This is a genomic window from Ancylobacter sp. VNQ12, assembly GCF_049445835.1.
Lineage (GTDB): Bacteria > Pseudomonadota > Alphaproteobacteria > Rhizobiales > Xanthobacteraceae > Ancylobacter.
This window is the reverse complement of record NZ_JBMSDU010000004.1, coordinates 232196-249547: the sequence shown is the minus strand read 5'-3', so window position 1 is coordinate 249547 and position 17352 is coordinate 232196. Positions and strand designations below refer to the sequence as shown.

At 68.2% G+C, this 17352-nt stretch carries 16 protein-coding genes and 1 pseudogene; 13 read left to right on the top strand and 4 right to left on the bottom strand.

All coding sequences use genetic code 11. The features are described from left to right. Positions 1-3: 3 nt before the first annotated feature. From pqqB to ACO2RV_RS08970, 5 genes and pseudogenes are all read left to right on the top strand, one after another. On the top strand, positions 4-921 hold the full coding sequence (gene pqqB / locus ACO2RV_RS08990; RefSeq protein ID WP_423292069.1) for a pyrroloquinoline quinone biosynthesis protein PqqB: 918 nt from the start codon (positions 4-6) through the stop codon (positions 919-921). Beyond that, a pseudogene (gene pqqC / locus ACO2RV_RS08985) lies at positions 918-1960 on the top strand (pyrroloquinoline-quinone synthase PqqC). The gene pqqB and the pseudogene pqqC overlap by 4 nt, the downstream one beginning before the upstream one ends. A 17-nt stretch (positions 1961-1977) precedes the next feature. Beyond that, a complete protein-coding gene (pqqE, locus tag ACO2RV_RS08980; protein ID WP_423292067.1) occupies positions 1978-3099 on the top strand; it encodes a pyrroloquinoline quinone biosynthesis protein PqqE in 1122 nt (373 codons plus the stop codon). A 23-nt stretch (positions 3100-3122) separates the two neighbouring features. Beyond that, a complete protein-coding gene (locus tag ACO2RV_RS08975) occupies positions 3123-3794 on the top strand; it encodes a hypothetical protein (RefSeq protein ID WP_423292000.1) in 672 nt (223 codons plus the stop codon). 163 nt (positions 3795-3957) lie between these two features. Continuing rightward, positions 3958-4296 carry a hypothetical protein gene (locus tag ACO2RV_RS08970; protein WP_423292065.1) on the top strand — a complete coding sequence of 113 codons (339 nt, stop codon included), beginning with the start codon at positions 3958-3960 and terminating at the stop codon, positions 4294-4296. Positions 4297-4430: 134 nt separating this feature from the next. On the opposite strand, the gene ACO2RV_RS08965 is transcribed toward ACO2RV_RS08970, so the two are convergent. Beyond that, entirely contained in the window at positions 4431-5252 is an 822-nt protein-coding gene (locus tag ACO2RV_RS08965) for a quinoprotein dehydrogenase-associated SoxYZ-like carrier (protein ID WP_423291998.1), read from the bottom strand. A 190-nt stretch (positions 5253-5442) separates the two neighbouring features. Here ACO2RV_RS08965 and ACO2RV_RS08960 point away from each other — a divergent pair, with 190 nt between their 5' ends. The 4 genes from ACO2RV_RS08960 to ACO2RV_RS08945 are packed head-to-tail and all read left to right on the top strand — an operon-like array spanning position 5443 to position 9687. Then, positions 5443-6600 (top strand): patatin-like phospholipase family protein, encoded by a 1158-nt coding sequence (locus tag ACO2RV_RS08960; RefSeq protein WP_423291996.1) that lies wholly within the window; start codon positions 5443-5445, stop codon positions 6598-6600. Between the two features lie 20 nt (positions 6601-6620). Beyond that, complete coding sequence (locus ACO2RV_RS08955; RefSeq protein WP_423291994.1) at positions 6621-8078, top strand: GntP family permease; 1458 nt, start codon at positions 6621-6623, stop codon at positions 8076-8078. 33 nt (positions 8079-8111) lie between these two features. After that, complete coding sequence (gene gltS, locus ACO2RV_RS08950; protein ID WP_423291992.1) at positions 8112-9317, top strand: sodium/glutamate symporter; 1206 nt, start codon at positions 8112-8114, stop codon at positions 9315-9317. A gap of 25 nt (positions 9318-9342) precedes the next feature. Beyond that, the gene (locus ACO2RV_RS08945) at positions 9343-9687 is read left to right on the top strand and encodes a hypothetical protein (protein WP_423291990.1); all 345 of its coding nucleotides are present in this window, start codon (positions 9343-9345) and stop codon (positions 9685-9687) included. A 24-nt stretch (positions 9688-9711) separates the two neighbouring features. On the opposite strand, the gene ACO2RV_RS08940 is transcribed toward ACO2RV_RS08945, so the two are convergent. The 3 genes from ACO2RV_RS08940 to ACO2RV_RS08930 form a co-directional block, all read right to left on the bottom strand. After that, a complete protein-coding gene (locus ACO2RV_RS08940; RefSeq protein ID WP_423292063.1) occupies positions 9712-10944 on the bottom strand; it encodes an alpha/beta hydrolase in 1233 nt (410 codons plus the stop codon). A gap of 196 nt (positions 10945-11140) precedes the next feature. Beyond that, positions 11141-12658 (bottom strand): alpha/beta fold hydrolase, encoded by a 1518-nt coding sequence (locus ACO2RV_RS08935; protein WP_423291988.1) that lies wholly within the window; start codon positions 12656-12658, stop codon positions 11141-11143. Positions 12659-12673: 15 nt separating this feature from the next. Next, positions 12674-13717, bottom strand: a complete 1044-nt coding sequence (locus ACO2RV_RS08930) for an AI-2E family transporter (RefSeq protein ID WP_423291986.1) — start codon at positions 13715-13717, stop codon at positions 12674-12676. Between the two features lie 207 nt (positions 13718-13924). Here ACO2RV_RS08930 and fgd point away from each other — a divergent pair, with 207 nt between their 5' ends. From fgd to cofC, 4 genes are read left to right on the top strand one after another with little or no spacing between them, the layout of a single operon-like run. Then, entirely contained in the window at positions 13925-14932 is a 1008-nt protein-coding gene (fgd, locus tag ACO2RV_RS08925) for a glucose-6-phosphate dehydrogenase (coenzyme-F420) (RefSeq protein WP_423291984.1), read from the top strand. 11 nt (positions 14933-14943) lie between these two features. Next, complete coding sequence (gene cofE / locus ACO2RV_RS08920) at positions 14944-15696, top strand: coenzyme F420-0:L-glutamate ligase (RefSeq protein WP_423291982.1); 753 nt, start codon at positions 14944-14946, stop codon at positions 15694-15696. Then, positions 15693-16631 carry a 2-phospho-L-lactate transferase gene (gene cofD / locus ACO2RV_RS08915; protein WP_423291980.1) on the top strand — a complete coding sequence of 313 codons (939 nt, stop codon included), beginning with the start codon at positions 15693-15695 and terminating at the stop codon, positions 16629-16631. The genes cofE and cofD overlap by 4 nt, the downstream gene beginning before the upstream one ends. Further along, positions 16628-17326, top strand: a complete 699-nt coding sequence (gene cofC, locus ACO2RV_RS08910; RefSeq protein WP_423291978.1) for a 2-phospho-L-lactate guanylyltransferase — start codon at positions 16628-16630, stop codon at positions 17324-17326. The genes cofD and cofC overlap by 4 nt, the downstream gene beginning before the upstream one ends. Positions 17327-17352 lie beyond the last annotated feature (26 nt).

The following is a 17352-nucleotide window of genomic DNA, read 5'->3' as shown; positions in this document are numbered from 1 at the left end:
CGCCTGCGTCTCGTTGTGCTCGGCTCGGCAGCCGGAGGGGGATTCCCCCAATGGAACTGCCGATGTCCGGTTTGCACCCTCGCCTGGGACAATGATCCCCGTGTCCGTCGTCGGACTCAGACCTCCGTCGCGGTCAGCGCGGATGGCGAGCGGTGGGCATTGGTGAACTGCGCACCGGAAATCCTGTCGCAGATTCAAGCTGTGCCGGCACTGCATCCGCGAGGAGGCCGCCGGCAGTCGCCGGTGGCCTCCGTGCTGCTGACCAATGCCGACATCGACCATGTCGCCGGCCTGCTCAGCCTGCGCGAGGCGCAGCCTTTCCGGCTCTTCGCCACATCCGGCATTCATGACGTGCTGCGCGCGAACAGCGTGTTCGACGTTCTGGCGGATACGATCGTCGAGCGCCGGCCTGTCGCGCTGGGAACCTCCTTCGAACTGGTGGAGGGCGTGAGCGCTACCATCTTCCCGGTGCCGGGCAAGATCGCGCTCTATCTCGAAACGCGCGAGGAGGCCGATACCGGCGGGTTGGTGACCGACCGCGAGGGCGAGCAGACCATCGGCGTCGAACTCACGGCGGGCGGCGCCCGCGTGCTGTTCATCCCCGGCTGCGCCACCATGACCAATGCGCTGCGCGACCGGTTGCAGGGCGCCGACGCGGTGTTCTTCGACGGCACGCTGTGGCGCGACGACGAGATGGCGCTGGCCGGCGTCGGCAGCAAGACCGGCCGCCGCATGGGCCATATGAGCATGTCGGGCGGGGAAGGGTCGCTGGCGGCGCTCGCCGGGCTCGATATCGGCCGACGCATCTACGTGCACATCAATAATACAAACCCGGTGCTGATCGATGGCTCGCCCGAGCGCGTCGCGGCAAACCGGGCCGGGTGGGAAATCGCCGAAGACGGGATGGAGATCGTACTATGACCACGCTGCTGTCGCCCGATGAACTGGAGGCGCGCCTGCGCGATGTCGGCAAGCGCCGCTATCACAACCTCCACCCGTTCCATCGCCTGCTGCATGACGGCAAGCTCGATTTCGGCCAGGTGCAGGCCTGGGCGCTGAACCGCTACTACTACCAGGCGATGATCCCGGTGAAGGATTCCTCGATCCTCGCCCGCATGGACGAGCCGGAACTGCGCCGCGCCTGGCGCCAGCGCATCATCGACCATGACGGCAACCATGAAGGCGAGGGCGGCATCGCCCGCTGGCTGAAGCTGACCGACGGGGTCCACCTCGATCGCGACTATGTCACCTCGCTGCGCGGCCTCCTGCCGGCCACCCGCTTCGCGGTGGACGCCTATGTGCATTTCGTGCGCGAGAAGACCCTCTTGGAGGCCATCGCCTCCTCGCTCACCGAAATGTTTTCCCCCGGCATCATCGGCGAGCGTGTCGCCGGCATGCTGAAGAACTATGATTTCGTCTCCAAGGAGACGCTGGCCTATTTCGAGAACCGGTTGACCGAGGCGCCGCGCGATGCCGACTTCGCGCTGGACTATGTGAAGCGCAACGCCCGCACGCCGGAACAGCAGGACGCGGCAATCCGCGCGCTGGAGTTCAAGTGCGACGTGCTCTGGGTGCAGCTCGACGCGCTCTATTTCGCCTATGTCGACCCGAAGATGGCCTATCCCGGAGCCTTCGTGCCGAAGGGAACGCAATGACCGCACTTCTCGCCACCGGCATCCCCAAGCTCGCGCGCGGCGTGCGCCTGCGCCACGACGAGGCGCGCGGGCAATGGGTGCTGCTGGCGCCCGAGCGGGTGCTCAATCCCGATCCGGTGGCGGTGGAGATTCTGAAGAAGGTGGACGGCGTGCGTTCCATCGACGCCATCGTCGACGAACTGGCGACCACCTTCGTCGTCGAGCGCGCGCGTGTCGCCACCGATGTCGACGCTTTTCTCGGCGGCCTGGCCGAGAAGGGCATGATCGAGGTTACGGCGCCGATCATCGGGGACGCGGCATCATGAACGTGGTCGCCCAGCCTCTGAGCCCGCCGCTGGCCCGTCCGGCCCCGCCCGCGCCCTATGGCATGCTGGCGGAACTGACCCATCGCTGCCCGCTGCAATGCCCCTATTGCTCGAACCCGGTCGATCTCGACCGCCGCAATGTCGAATTGGATACGCAGACCTGGCTGCGTGTCTTCTCGGAGGCTGCCAAGCTCGGCGTGCTTCAGGTGCACCTGTCCGGCGGCGAGCCCACCGCGCGGCGCGACCTGGAGGAGATGATCCGCCACTGCGTCGAGGTCGGGCTGTACACCAACCTCATCACCGCCGGTGTCGGCGTCACCCCGGAGCGGCTGGCGGCGATTTCCGAGGCCGGGATCGACCACGTCCAGCTTTCCTTCCAGGGCGCGAGCGTGGAAGTGACCGACAAGGTGTCGAACTTCCGCGGCGCGCATGAGCGCAAGCTCGCCGTCGCCCGCGAGGTGCGGCGCCTCGGCCTGCCGCTCACCATCAATTCGGTGGTGCACCGGGCCAATATCCACCAGATCCCGGATTTCATCGAGCTGGCGCTCAGCCTCGACGCCAAGCGCATCGAGATCGCCCATTCGCAATATTATGGCTGGGCGCTGCGCAACCGCGGCGCGCTGATGCCGACCCGCGATCAGGTGTTCTGGGCGCTCGACGTGGTGGAGGAAGCCCGCGTGCGGCTGAAAGGCCGGCTCACCATCGACGCGGTGGTGCCGGACTATTACGCCAAATACCCCAAGCCGTGCATGAATGGCTGGGGCCGGCAGTCGCTCAACGTCACGCCATCCGGCAAGGTGCTGCCGTGCCACGCGGCCGAGACCATTCCCAACCTCGATTTCTGGAACGTGCGCGAGCACTCGCTCGAGGATGTGTGGCTGAACGCGCCGTCCTTCAACGCCTTTCGCGGCACCGACTGGATGCCGGACCTGTGCAAGAGCTGCGAGCGCAAGGAGAAGGACTGGGGCGGCTGCCGCTGCCAGGCGATGGCGATCGCCGGCGACGCCGCCGCCACCGATCCGGCCTGCCACAAGTCGCCGCTGCACGCGCATCTGCTGGCCCTCGCCGAGGCGGATGCCGCCACTGACGAGGTTCCCTACGACTACCGGCGCTATGCGGTGCCGGACCGGGCGATTTGAGATCAAGATCAGGAGTATCGCCCATGCTGCGCGTGGCGAGTTTCGTTGCCGCCGTCCTGTTGTCCACGGTCGCCCTCGCGGCACCCTCGGCAACCGAGCTTTTCTTCGACACCGCCTATCTGCCGCAATTGGCGCCGGGCACCACGCTGAACTACGCCTACAAGCACGTCACCAGCGAGGAGAAGCTCGGCGAGAGCTTCGACGAGACGCTGGCGATGAAGGTCGAGGCCGAGCCGAGCGATCCGGCCAAGCGCGTGGCCGATGTGGAGATCCATCGCGGCGACCGTATCGGCGAGGCGGGGCCCTTCCCGACACAGAACGGCAATCCGATCGCGCTGGTGCTGCTGGAGCGCGACGTGCGCGAGCTGGCGCAGCTCAGCAAGGGCAGCCCGTTCTATTTGCGCAACCGCGTGCGCGAGCATCTGGCGACCAGCACGGTGGAGCCGACGCGCTTCTCCTTCAATGGCAAGGAGGTGGAGGGCTGGAAGATGACCATGCGGCCCTTCGCCGAGGACCCGAACAAAGACAAGTTGCTGGAGCTTGCCGCCCGCAGCTACGAGTTCATCTTCTCGAATGACGTGCCGGGCGGGCTCTATGCCGTCCGCGTCGTCACCCCCGCCAAGGATGGCGCGTCGAACATCATCGAGACCAGCCTCACGCTGACCGGCGCCACCGCGCCCGGCGCGGCGAAATAGGCGGCACAGGACACGTCGACCAGGACAGGCCGCACGCAGAAGCGGTGAAGGAGGAAATCCCATGGCTCAACACAGGCACAGGCTTGCCGGGGTGTTGCTGGCGCTGGTCGTCGGCACCGGCGCGGCGGCCGCGCAGGATGCGGGGACGGGCGCGTCCTCGACCATGGCTCCGGTGGCCGCCGGCGTCAGCAGGCCGGCCCCGGTCGCGCCCGATGCCGGGCTGGTGAACGATTACCCGACGGTGGCGCGGGCCGACTATGTGTTCGGCTGCATGGCGGCGAACGGACAGACACGGCAGGCGCTGGAGAAGTGCTCCTGCTCCATCGACACCATCGCCACCATCCTGCCCTACCACAAGTACGAGGAGGCCGAGACCATCCTCAGCATGGGACAGGTGGCCGGTCAGGCTGCCGAAGTGTTCCGCTCGACCGCCATGTTCCGTGACATGGTGGCGGACCTGCGCCGCGCGCAGGCCGAGGCCGAGGTGACGTGCTTCTATTGAGGCCCTTCCCTCACAATCCGTCATCCCGGCCGTAGCGCCGCAGGCGCGCAGAGCCGGGATCGTCTGCCGGAATGTCACGCGATCCCGGATCGCGCCTGCGGCGCGTCCGGGATGACGATAGATAGGGGGTGTACTCACCCCGCCGGCTTCAGCGCACCCTCGAACTTGCGCCCGTCGGTGTCGGCGGCATCGACATGGATCGGCTTGCCGCTCGGTTCGTAGGAGAACTGGATCGCCGGATCCTCGCTCAGCGAGATGCCGCCCTCCATCGAGAACACCAGCTCGTCGCCCTGCTTCACCTCGATGGCGTCGACGAATTTCGCCGGGATATAGGCCCGCGTGATCTGGTCCATCTGCAATCCGGAATAGTTCGGGTGCCGGATCATCAGCTGGATCTGCGAGACGCGGTTCGCCTTGGTGGCATCGCCCATCTGCCCGTCATTGACCAGGCGCAGCTTCATCTGGCCGATATTGTTGAGCGCGGCTTCCTCGTCCTTCATCGCCGGCGCCGAGCAGCCGCCGGAAGCCTTCACGAAGCGCGCGCCCATGTGCAACTCGCCGTCAGAGAGTTCGGCGATGGCGCGGACATAGGAGTAGCTGTTCACCCGCAGCCGCGTGCCGAGCGTCACATCGTGCCGCGCGCCGCCGAAGGTGAAGGTGGCGGCGACGGGGGCGGGGTTCTCGTCGACGATCAGCGTCAGCTTGCGGATCGTGCGGGCATCGCCCTCCGGCAGCAGCACCTCGACCGACACCGGCGTCATGGCGGCGTCCTCGGCGCGGGTGGGGGCGGTGAGTTGGATGAGCGGGCTTGCCTCGCGGATGGCGCGCTCGCCGAACACGTCCGGCTTGAGTGCGTTCCAGCTGGCGTCGGCGCCCGGTTCCTGCGCGGCGGCGGCGGTGACCGCAAGTGCGGAGAACAGGGCAATCGCGAAAATCAGGCGAATGCGGCGATGCATGACAACCTCCCGGGCTCCGTCGGGTCGTTCTTTGCCCGGCGATTGGTGGCATCATACGCCTTTCCCAAGTGGAATTGCAGCCACGAAGACGCGAGCCCGTTCGCCCAAGGCATTAGGGCAATCCCGCTGTCATTCTTCGACGCTAGGGTGCTATCGTGCCGATCGGTTTCACGGTGACGGGCGGAGCGCAATGTCCAGCAGCACCACGGCCAAGCCGCCGGCCAAGCCACCGGCCAGATCACGCAAGGGCACGCCCAAGGCGACTGATGCGGCAGCCACCGGGGCGGAGCCCTCGGCGCCGGCCAAGGCTTCGGCTTCGGCTTCGGCTCCGTTGCGCGCGCCCGTATTGATCGACCTCGCCTTGCAGGGCGGCGGCTCGCACGGCGCCTTTACCTGGGGGGTGCTGGACCGTTTCCTTGAGGAGCCGTGGCTGCAGATCGACGGCGTTTCCGGCACCTCGGCCGGCGCGATGAACGCGGCGGTGATGAGTTTCGGCTATGCCAAGGGCGGCGCCGAGGAGGCGCGCACGGCGCTGGCCAGATTCTGGACCAAGGTGTCCGAGGCGGCGCGCTTCAGCCCGTTCCAGCGCGGCCCGATGGACAAGCTGCTCGGGCGCTGGACGCTCGACAATTCGCCGCTGTTCGTCGCCATGGACCTGATGTCGCGGCTGGTCTCGCCCTATGACCTCAATCCCGGCGGCGGCAATCCGCTGCAATCCATTCTGGAAGAGGTGATCGACTTCGATCTGGTGAAGACCTCGCCGATCAAGCTGTTCATCACCGCCACCAGCGTGCGCACCGGCCGGGGCAAGGTGTTCCGCAATGCCGACCTCTCGCCCGATGTGCTGCTCGCCTCCGCCTGCCTGCCGACGCTGTTCCAGGCGGTGGAGATCGATGGCGAGCCCTATTGGGACGGCGGCTATTCGGGCAACCCGACCATGACGCCGCTGGTGCGCGAGCTGGATTCGGACGACACCATCCTGATCCCGATCAACCCGGTGGAGCGCGAGGGTACGCCGAGCAACGCCCGCGAAATCCTCAACCGGCTGAACGAAGTCTCCTTCAACGCCGTACTGCTGAAGGAGCTGCGCATGATGGCGCTGATGCGCAAGGTCGCCGACCCCGGCGACACCGAGGGCGCGCAATGGGCCAAGATGCGCATCCACATGGTGCCCAACAATGTGATGGGAACGCTGGGCTATTCCTCCAAGCTCAATGCCGAGTGGGACTTCCTCAGCATGCTGCGCGACGAGGGGCGCGCCTCCGCGCAAGCCTTCCTCGACGCGCATGGCGACGACCTCGGCAAGCGCTCGACGCTCGACATTGACCAGCTTATCGACGGCATCTGACAGGGAGCCCTGAGCACGCCATGGGTCTCATCGGCATTCTGGTCGGCCTCGGCCTTCTCGTCGCTCTCGCCTTTCGCGGCTGGAGCGTGCTGCTGCTGGCGCCGATCGCCGCGCTGATCGCCGCGGCCTTCGCCGGCGAGCCGCTGCTGGCGCACTGGACGCAGACCTTCATGGGCAGCGCCGCGCGCTTCGTCGCCCAGTTCTTCCCGCTGTTCCTGCTCGGCGCGCTGTTCGGCAAGATCATGGACGACAGCGGCTCGGTGACGGCCATTGCCGACTTCATGACCGGGAAGCTCGGCGCCCGGCGCGCCATGCTGGCCGTGGTGCTGGCCGGCGCCCTCGTCACCTATGGCGGCGTCAGCCTGTTCGTCGCCTTCTTCGTCATCGCGCCGATGGGCCTCGCGCTGTTCCGCGCCGCTGGCATCCCGCGCCGGCTGATGCCCGCCGCCATTGCGCTCGGCACCTCGACCTTCACCATGTCGGCGCTGCCCGGCACCCCCTCGATCCAGAACGCGATCCCGATGCCGTTCTTCGGCACCACGCCCTTTGCCGCGCCCGGCCTTGGCATCGTCGCCTCGGCGATCATGCTCGCCTTCGGCCTGTGGTGGCTGGGGCGCGCCGAGGGCAAGGCCCGGCTGGCCGGCGAGGGCTTCGGCCCCGAGGACGCAGCTGCCCCGGTGGATGCCGCCGCCGAGGATCCAATCGTGCGCGAGCGCGCCACCACGGCTCACGAGTTCGACCCGGCCGAAATCCACAACGGCATGCACGCCTTCAGCGCGCCGCCCATCGCGCTGGCGGCGCTGCCGCTGGTGGTCGTGGTGGTGGTGAACCTTTTGATGTCGCTGGTGGTGCTGCCGCGGCTCGACGTCTCCTACCTCGCCGAGGAGCGCTGGGGGCCGACCACGCTGTCGGCCGTCGGTGGCGTATGGTCGGTGGCGGTGGCGCTGACGGCCGCGATCGTTACCGCGCTCGCCATCAACTGGCGGCGGCTGCCGGGGCTGCGTGCCACCATGGATGCCGGCGCCAACGCTTCGGTACTTCCGGTGTTCAGCGTGGCGAGCCTTGTGGGCTTCGGTGCGGTGGTCGCGGCGCTGCCGGCCTTCGAGCTGGTGCGCGAATGGGTGCTCGGCATCGAGGGCGGGCCGCTGGTCTCACTCGCGCTCGCCACCAACGTGCTGGCCGCGCTGACCGGCTCGGCCTCGGGCGGCCTCACCATCGCTCTCGACGCGCTGGGGCCGACCTATATGAAGATCGCCGCCGAGACCGGGCTCGATCCCGCGCTCATGCACCGCGTGGCGGTGATCGGCTCCGGCACGCTGGACAGCTTGCCGCATAACGGTGCGGTGGTGACATTGCTCGCGGTCTGCGGCACAACGCATCGCGAAAGCTATCTCGACATCGTCATGGTCGGAATTGTCGGCGCCATTCTCGCGCTGGTGGCGGTCATCCTGCTCGGCTCGTTCGTCGGGTCGTTCTGACCTGACGGGCCGGGCGGATAGGCAGGGGGAACGATGACGAGCATCCAGACGCCGGGTCTGCTGACCTTCACCATCGCCATTCTGGTGTTCTTCGCCGGGGCGGGCATCAACCGCGCGATCCCCGCGCTGCGGACGTTCAACATCCCCGAGGCGGTGACCGGTGGCTTGCTGGCGGCGCTGGTCACGCTCATCGCCCATCGCTTCTTCAATATCGAGATCAGTTTCGCGCTGGAAGCGCGCGACATGCTGCTGCTGTATTTCTTCACCGGCATCGGCCTCAACGCCCGGCTGGACGACCTGGTCTCCGGCGGGCGGCCGCTGCTGGTGCTGCTGATCCTCACCGTGGTCTATCTTGTCCTGCAGAACCTCATCGCGGCGGGCAGCGTCGCGCTGCTGGACCTGCCGGAGGGGCTGACGGTGTTTCTCGGCTCGGCCTCGCTGATCGGCGGGCACGGCACCACCATCGCCTGGGCGCCGCTCATCGCCGAGCGCTTCCATGTGGCGAACGCGATGGAAGTCGGCATCGCCGTGGCGACGCTCGGTCTCGTGGTGGCCAGCCTCGTCGGCGGGCCGATCGCGCGCCATCTCATCACCCGCTACGATCTGAAGGGTCCGAAGGTCGAGGTCGCCGTGGTCGGCCTGCCGCAGAGGGGCGAGGACAGTGCGCGTGACGATGTCAGCCATGTCAGCCTGCTGCGCACCGTGCTGGTGCTGAACGCGGCCATCCTGATCGGTTACATCGTCGACGAATTGCTGGGGGACGTGGCGTTGAAGCTGCCGCTATTCGTGGTCTGCCTGCTGGTTGCCATCGTGCTGACCAACACCGTGCCGCGCCTGCTGCCGCGCCTCATCTGGCCGACCCGCACGCGCGCTCTGGCGCTGGTGTCCGACCTGTCGCTGAACATCTTCCTTGCCATGTCGCTGATGAGCATGCAGCTGTGGACGCTGGGCGGGCTCGGCACCTCGCTGGTGGTCGTCCTGGCGGTGCAGACGGTCGCGGCGGTGGCCTACATCATTTTCGTCGTCTTTCCCGCCATGGGGAAGAACTACGAGGCGGCGGTGCTCTCGTCCGGCTTCACCGGCATCAGTCTGGGCGCGACGCCGACGGCGATCGCCAACATGACGGCGGTGACCAAGGCGCATGGTGCCGCGCCGCGCGCCTTCATCATTCTGCCGCTCGTCTCCGCCTTCTTCATCGACATCATCAATGCGGCGGTCATCGGCTATCTCGCCCGCTGACCGTCCACGCTGCAAGGAAGTCCCGATGATCTCCCGACGTTCGCTGTTCAAGGGCCTCGCGGCCGCCGCTCTGGCCGCTCCGCTTGGGGTGGCCCTGGTGACGAGCGCCGACGCCCAATGGGGCGCCCCGCCGCCGCCCGCCGGCCCTCCGGGTGCGCCGCCCCGGCCGCGTCGCGAGCCGCGCCCGGCTCCGCGCCGGGGCTACACCTGGATTCCCGGCCACTGGGCCTGGGCGGGCCGCCGTGGCTGGGTGTGGACGCCGGGCCACTGGGAAGAGAACCGTCGCGGCTTCAATTATGTCGGCCCGCGCTGGGTGCTGCGCCGCGGCCAGTGGGTGTTCGAGCCGGGTCGCTGGGTCCGCGCTTGGTAAGGACCGACCGCCTGTCCCGCCGCCTCAGTCGGCGGCGGGATCCTGCGCGTTCTCGCTCACCGTGCGGCCGAACTGCTGCACCTGCCCCTGATAGGTCTGCCGCGTTGCCGGGTCGATGACCGCGATCGGCGCGCTGATCACGAGGCCGGCGGCGCCGCCGACAGTCTGGCCGACGCCCATGGCCGCGACGCCGATGCGATCGCCCAGGCTGATATCCGAATCCGTCACCGTCTGGCCGTTGACCAGCCGCTGGCCGATCGCCTGCACCACTTCGGGCGAGGAGGCGAAGCGGCCATGGTTGAGCGAGTCGCCCGAGCGCATGGCGGTGAGGTCGATCACCACGATGCCGGACTTCTCCAGCTCGGCATAATAGCGCTGCGGGTCGATCTGCCCCAGCCGGTCGACGCCGCCGGCGATGCGGCGCGAGACCTGCAAGGCACGGTCGTCGCTGGAGACGAACAAAGTGAAGCGGGCCTTGGGGCTTTCCAGCGCGCGCCATTGCGTGGCGAACACGTCGACATCGACATCCGGCGAGGCGAGGATCACGTTGGAGATCTTGGCCGGCAGCGTGCCGCGCCGGATCGCCATCTGCCGCAGCCCCTCCATGGCGAGCCACGCGCCCATAGAATGCGCCATGATGGTCACATCCTTCACGCGCGGATCCCTGGAAATCTGCCAGACGGTTTCCTCGAAGGCGTCGCGCGAGAAGATGGTGCTCTCGCGGTCGAACAGATAGTCGAACACGCGGGCGCGCGAAGGCCAGGTGAACAACACCGGGGCGGCATCGGCGCCGGAATCATGCACGATCTGCGCAAAGCGGTAGACCGCGTCCTCAAAGCGGTTGTTGAAGCCGTGCACGAAGATCAGCACGCGCCCGCTCGGGGTAAGGTGGCTGTCGAGCCACTTCTTGGCGGCCTGCTCGCCGTCCAGGGGATCGACATTGACCGTGGCGAAGTCGGTCTCCGGATTGGCCGGCAGCCGGCGCGGCCACTGCACCTGGCCGATCTGGTGGCGGTCGTCCGGCGGGATCGAGATGGTGAAGGCGGTCAGCGATACCTTGGTGCCGCGCTCGCCGGTGAACAGCACGTTCGGGTCGGCTGCGGGCGCACGGGTGGTCGCCACCAGCATGTTGACCTTGGAGGCGCCCTCGGCGGTCTGCGCGACCGGGCCGAGCACGCCGACCGGACGCCCGGCACAGGCGGCGAGGAGACCGCCGACAAGCGCGATCGCTGCCAGCCGAACCCACGGACGCGGCATTGACGGCTGTCGCATCGACCATCCCGAGCGGACCGCTCGGGTCTGACTTGCTGCGGACGCCACTACGCTACTCCGGATTGTTGCAGCCCGTCTTTCCGCCACGGTTACAGCCAGCCCGCGGCGGGCTCAAGCCTTGGCGTGCTTCCGGCAGGGGGCGCGGGTAGCGAATTCCCGCCGCCGTTGCCGTTCGGCACCGTCACGGCAACGGCGCTGCGGCCGGCGCGGCGGTGGGCTCGGCGGCGGTCGGTGCCGCAGCCGGGGAGATGTCGGCCTCGATACGCTGCTGCATGTAGGGGAAGAACGGGTTGGACGACATCCGCACCAGCGCGTCGAGATTGACGATCAGCGCGCCGCGCTCGCCGCGAATGGCCATGGCGCCGAGTTGCAGGCCGAAATCGTCCTTCGGGTCGGGATCGTAGCCATAGAGCCCGTCGCTCGCCGGGAAGGGCAGGGCGACATGCGACAGCGAATAGACGTCGCGCGGGTAGAACAGGCCGAGCGGGCGCTGGGTCTCCTCGCTCTGCCCCGCAGCGACGCTGCGCTCCAGCACCTCGTCGCTGCCGGTCTCGTTGGTGACGATGGTGGTGCGGAAATTGCGCGGCGCGGCGGGCAGCATGCGCTGTAGCGCGGCGTAGGTGGTGGCGCGCAGGAGCGGGCCGAGCTTGGTGTTGCGGTTGATGTCGAACAGCACCAGCTCGCTGCCATTGTCCGGCAGCAGCGCATAGAAGGCGGTGATGATCGCCCGCGTCGAGACGGTGAAGTCCATCACCGACTGGAAGGTCAGCGCCGGCGGCAGGCGACCAATGTCGCCGAGGCCCGCGCGGCGCGAGATCGATTCCTGCAACGCCACCGTCAGCCGGTGCGACTGGCGTGCGCCATTGACCGGAAACGAGTTGTACTTGAACGGATTGAACTCCGGCAGCACGGACAGCCACGCCGCCTTGGCGAAGGCCGGCAGGAAGGCGGGCAGGCCGGCGAGGCCGGCAAAGCGCGCGAAGCTGGTGATGCCGATCATCGGCGAGATCAGGATCAGCCGGTCGACGCGCGGCTGGGCCGGATCGTCCAGCGCGTCGAGCGCGTATTTCAGCGCCAGCGCGCCGCCATTGGAGAAGCCGACAATGTGCACCTGCCCGGTCGGCCCGGCGCGGCGCCGTGCCTCGCGCACGGCAAGCCTTGTGGCGGCGAGCCAGTCTTCCCATTCGACGTCGGTCAGCCCGGCCGGCACGGTGCCGTGGCCCGGCAGGCGGGGGGCGACGACCGCGAAGCCGGCGGCCTGATAGTCCTGCGCGATGTGGCGCAGGCTGTAGGGCGAATCCGTCAGCCCGTGCAGCATCACCACTGCGCCCCGGCTCTCGCCCTGCGGGTCGAGCGTGTAGGAGCGGTTCCAGTCCTGCGCGAAGCGGGGCGGGTAGACCACGCTGCCGGAGAAATAGCGATTGGACGGAACCCGCTCCTCATCGTCGAGCTTCTGCACCACCTCGGCCTGCACCTCCCTAAAGATGCGGTCCTCGGCGGCGAGATAGCTCGCCCAGTCGGCCTCATCGAGTTCGGAGATGCTCAGCTCGTGCGGCACAAAGGTGTGCCAGGGCTCCAGCGGCGCCCCGCTCTGGGAGAAGTAGATGCGGGTGCCGATGAAGGTGACGAACACCAGCAGCACGGCCGAAATGGCCAGCCACATGAGCAGCTTGAGCCTGCGCAGCATCGTTCTCAGCATGGCCATCGCCTTCCCTCAGTCCTTCGCCGGCGCCTGGCCCGACAGCAGGCGCGCCACCCAGCGGCTGCTATCGTGCTGGTCGCAGACCACCAGCGCGGCGATAACCAGCGGCACGCCGATGAACGCCCCCGGCAGGCCCCACATGAAGGCCCAGAAGAACACCGACAGCAGCACGATGAAGGGCGACATCGCCAGCGCCTTGCCGGCGATGCGCGGCTCGATGTAGCTGCCGGAGAAGAACTGGATGACGTTCATGCCGGCGAAGACGGCGACCGCCATCTGCCAGGATTCGAACTGAACCACGGCGAACAGCGTCGGCAGCAGCGTCGCCACCAGCGGGCCGATGAACGGGATGTAGTTCATCACGAAGGCGATGACGCCCCAGGCGAAGGCGAGGTCCAGCCCCGCCGTGGCGGCGAAGGCCCAGATCGCAAGGCCGGTGAAGAAGCTCATCGCCGTTCGCACCACCATGTAGCGGCGGAACTTGCGCGCGATCTCCTCGCTCGCCCGCAGCAGCGAGTGGCCCGCTTCGCCTGCCTCCGCCCCGGCCAGCTTGCGCCGCATGACGTCGACCTCCAGGAGGCCGAGCATGACGAAGATCGCGGTGACGACGGAGAAGCCCAGCATGCCGTTCACCCGTGCCGCCACGCCCTGGAAGAAGCGGATCAGCCAGCCGACATTGAAGGTCTCGACGAAGGTGCCGGCGGCGTAGAGGCCGTGGCCCTCCAGCCAGCCTGCGCCCTGCATGTACAGCGTCTGGAAGCGGGCGGCGTTGGCGATCAGCCATTGCGCGGCGCGCCCGAAGCCCCAGACGGTGAGCGAGACGAGACCCAGCAGCACCACGATGGTGACGGCGAGGGTGATGAACAGGGCCAGCAATTGCGGCAGGACGCGCTGCAGTGACTTCTGCAGCGGCCAGACCAGCGCCATGATGAACAGGGCAAAGGCGACCGGGGCAAAGATGCCGCTGGCCAGCTGCAGCGCCGCAGCCGCCAGAATGGCGGTCGTAATGCCGATCATTACCGCCACCCCGCGCTGCCCCATCACACGCTGCTCCATGCCGATTGCCATCCCTGCGCCAAACCGAAGCTTTGCCGGATAAGGCTTCGCATCGATGGCGGCAAGCCAACTTACGTTGCGTGCGGGGGGAGAATTCCCCATCTCGGCTTTCGTGAGAGGTTAGAGTGCTGCAATAAAATGATAATTCATCATATTGTGCTGCACATATATCTCATTCTATCCTCCTCGCCTCGGTAGGGGAGTTCCATGGTGCTCAGGCTCGGCTACAAGGCTTCGGCGGAACAGTTCGACTCGCGCGCCTTGCTCGGTTTCGCCGTCGAGGCGGAGAAGCGCGGCTTCGATTCTGTCTTCATCAGCGATCATTTCCAGCCCTGGCGGCACACCGGCGGGCACGCGCCGGCGGCGTTTCCCTGGCTCGGCGCGGTGGGCGCTTCGACCTCGCGCATTATCATGGGCACCAGCGTGCTCACCCCGACTTTCCGCCATCACCCTTCCATGGTGGCGCAGGCCTTCGGCACGCTCGGCCAGCTTTTCCCCGGCCGGGTGATCCTCGGCGTCGGCTCCGGCGAGTCGCTCAACGAGGTGCCGGCGACAGGTGCGCCGTGGCCGGAGATGAAGGAGCGCTTCGCCCGCCTGCGCGAGGCGGTGCGGCTCATCAGGCTGCTCTGGAGCGAGGAGCGCGTCAGCTTCGAGGGCGAGTTCTACCGCACCGAGGCCGCCACCATCTATGACCGGCCGGAAGCGCCGGTGCCGATCTATGTCGCCGGGGCCGGGCCCATGGTGGCCAAATTCGCCGGCCGCGCCGGCGACGGCTTCATCTGCACCTCGGGCAAGCCGTGGGAGCTCTACAGCGAGACGCTCCTGCCGAATGTCGCCGCCGGGCTTGAAGCTGCGGACCGTCCGTCCGACAGTTACGACCGCATGATCGAGATGAAGGTCTCCTTCGACACCGACAAGGCCCGCGCGTTGCAGGATACGCGGTACTGGGGCGCGCTCGCGCTGTCGCCGGAGGAGAAGATGTCGGTGGAGGACCCGCGGGAGATGGAAAAGCTCGCCGACGCGCTGCCGCTGGAGAGGGCGGCCAAGCGCTGGATCGTCTCCAGCGACCCGGACGAGCATGTCGAGCGCATCCGCCCCTATGTGGAACTCGGCTTCAATCACCTCGTCTTCCACGCGCCAGGCGAGGACCAGGCGCGGTTCCTGCGGCTTTATTCCGAGAGCGTGCTGCCGCGCCTGCGCGCCGCTTTCGGCTGAGGCCGCGCGGCGTGTCGGGACGGATCGAACTGATCGCGCTGGAAGGGTTACCGCTTGTTGCGCCGGGGGACGACCTCGCCGTGCTGATCGGCGAGGCGCTGGCGCGCAGCAGCCTTGCCCTGCGCGACGGCGACGTGCTGGTGCTGGCGCAGAAGATCGTCTCCAAGGCCGAGGGGCGGCGGGTTGCGCTCGCGGACGTCGAGCCTTCGGAGGAGGCGAGGGCGTTCGCGGTGCAAGTGGGCAAGGAGCCGCGTCTCGTTGAACTCATCCTGCGCGAGAGCGCGCGCGTCGTGCGGGCAAGGCCGAATGTGCTGATCGTCGAGCACCGGCTGGGGCTGATCATGGCCAATGCCGGCATCGACCAGTCCAACGTCGAACCCGGCTACGCGCTGCTGCTGCCCGAGAACCCCGATGCCAGTGCTGCGCGGCTGCGCGCGCGCCTCGCCCCCGAGGGCATGCGCTTCGGCGTCGTCATCAATGACAGTTTCGGCCGACCCTGGCGGCGGGGCACGACAGGCGTCGCCATCGGCGCGGCGGGGCTGCCGGCGCTGGTCGACCGGCGCGGCGAGGCGGATCTGTTCGGCCGGCCGCTGCAGGTGACGATGATCGCGCTCGCCGACGAGATCGCCGCGAGCGCCTCGCTGCTGATGGGGCCAGCGGCGGAAGGCATACCTGCCGTATTGGTGCGGGGGCTCGACTGGACGGCACCGGGAAGCCCGGCGAGCACACTTATCCGTCCCGCGAACGAGGACCTTTTCCGATGAAGACCGGCAAGGTGGTCGCGCTGTCGGGCGGCATTGGCGGGGCCAAGCTGGCGCTTGGGCTCGACCGCGTGCTGGCGCCCGGCCAGCTCACCATCATCGCCAATACCGGGGATGATTTCCGCCATCTCGGCCTGCATATCTCGCCGGATATAGACACGCTGCTCTACACGCTGGCGGGGCTCGACGACCCCGTGCGCGGCTGGGGGCGGCGGGACGAGACGTGGAATTTCATGCAGGCGCTCGGGCAGATCGGCGGCGAGACCTGGTTCCAGCTCGGCGATGGAGACCTCGCCATTCATGTCGAGCGCACGCGCCGGCTTGCCGGCGGCGAGACGCTCAGCGAGGTGACGGACGGCCTGCGCCGGCGGCTCGGCATCGCGTCCGCCATCGTGCCGATGAGCGACGATCCGGTCCGCACCCGCGTCGAGACCGATGAGGGGTGGCTGGATTTCCAGCATTATTTCGTGCGCCGCCGCTGCGAGCCGCGCGTGCGCGCGCTTGAATTCGCCGGCGCCGCGACAGCGAGGCTCGCAGCTAACGCATTGGCGGCGCTCAGCGATCCGGCACTGGCGGCGATCATCATCTGCCCGTCCAATCCCTATCTCAGCGTCGATCCCATTCGCGCCGTGCCGGGCCTGCGGGAAGCGCTGCACGCGGCTTCCGCCCCGGTGATCGCGGTTTCGCCGATCATCGCCGGGCAGGCAGTGAAGGGGCCGACCGCCAAGATGATGGCGGAGCTTGGCCTGATGCCGTCGGCGGCGACGGTGGCGGAGCACTATGCCGGGCTGATCGACGTCTTCGTGGTCGATGAGGCGGATGCCGAGACCGGGGTCGGGGGCGCCGAGAAGCGGGTGGGGCCGACCCTCATGCGCAATCTCGACGACAAGATCGGCCTCGCCCGCCTCGTTCTCGGCGTCACGGGATGGACGGTGTGAGCGGGCTTCCCCGCGATATTCTCGCCCGCGATATCGTCGCTGTCGTGCCGGTGAAGGATTTCTCGCTGGCCAAGCAGCGACTCGCCGGGGCGTTCCCGCCCGCGTTCCGGCGCCAGCTCGCCGGCGCCATGCTGCGCGACGTGCTGGCGGCGCTGCGTGCCGCCGAAGGGCTGGCCGGAATCGTGGTGGTCACCGCCGATCCCGAGGCCGGACTGCTGGCGCGCGAGCATGGCGCGCGGCTGCTGTTCGAGAAGGAGGTGCGCGGCCTCAATGCGGCGGTGACGGAAGCTGCCGCACGCCTTGCCGCCGAGCAGCGCGGCGGCGTGCTGGTGCTTCCCTCCGACATCCCTGCCGCCACCCCGGGGGAGATCGGCCGCCTGCTGGCCGCGCATGGCAAGGGCAGGGCGGTGAGCCTGGTGCGCGCCCATGACGGGCAGGGCACCAACGCACTCGTCGCCACGCCACCCGATGCGCTCGGCTTCGCCTATGGCCCGTCGAGCTTCGAAGCGCATCTGGCCAATGCCGCCGCGCTGGGCATCGTGCCGCGCGCCCATGACGCCGGGGCATTTTCCCGGCTGGCGCTCGATGTCGACACGCCCGAGGACGTGGCGCGGCTCGGGCTGCTGGGGGCCGCGTCGCATACCCGTCGCCTGCTGGAGGGCGCCGGCCTGCTTCCCGCCGGATCAGCCGGCTGAGCCGCGCGGTGTCCTTGCGCGCGGCT

Coding starts and splice junctions, on each gene's coding strand:
- gltS (WP_423291992.1), top strand. CDS start 8,112: ATGACGAGCATCCAGACGCCGGGTCTGCTGACCTTCACCATCGCCATT.
- ACO2RV_RS08960 (WP_423291996.1), top strand. CDS start 5,443: ATGTCCAGCAGCACCACGGCCAAGCCGCCGGCCAAGCCACCGGCCAGA.
- ACO2RV_RS08940 (WP_423292063.1), bottom strand. CDS start 10,944: ATGCCGCGTCCGTGGGTTCGGCTGGCAGCGATCGCGCTTGTCGGCGGT.
- ACO2RV_RS08935 (WP_423291988.1), bottom strand. CDS start 12,658: ATGCTGAGAACGATGCTGCGCAGGCTCAAGCTGCTCATGTGGCTGGCC.
- ACO2RV_RS08965 (WP_423291998.1), bottom strand. CDS start 5,252: ATGCATCGCCGCATTCGCCTGATTTTCGCGATTGCCCTGTTCTCCGCA.
- cofD (WP_423291980.1), top strand. CDS start 15,693: ATGAAGACCGGCAAGGTGGTCGCGCTGTCGGGCGGCATTGGCGGGGCC.
- ACO2RV_RS08930 (WP_423291986.1), bottom strand. CDS start 13,717: ATGGAGCAGCGTGTGATGGGGCAGCGCGGGGTGGCGGTAATGATCGGC.
- fgd (WP_423291984.1), top strand. CDS start 13,925: ATGGTGCTCAGGCTCGGCTACAAGGCTTCGGCGGAACAGTTCGACTCG.
- ACO2RV_RS08975 (WP_423292000.1), top strand. CDS start 3,123: ATGCTGCGCGTGGCGAGTTTCGTTGCCGCCGTCCTGTTGTCCACGGTC.
- ACO2RV_RS08955 (WP_423291994.1), top strand. CDS start 6,621: ATGGGTCTCATCGGCATTCTGGTCGGCCTCGGCCTTCTCGTCGCTCTC.
- ACO2RV_RS08945 (WP_423291990.1), top strand. CDS start 9,343: ATGATCTCCCGACGTTCGCTGTTCAAGGGCCTCGCGGCCGCCGCTCTG.
- ACO2RV_RS08970 (WP_423292065.1), top strand. CDS start 3,958: ATGGCTCCGGTGGCCGCCGGCGTCAGCAGGCCGGCCCCGGTCGCGCCC.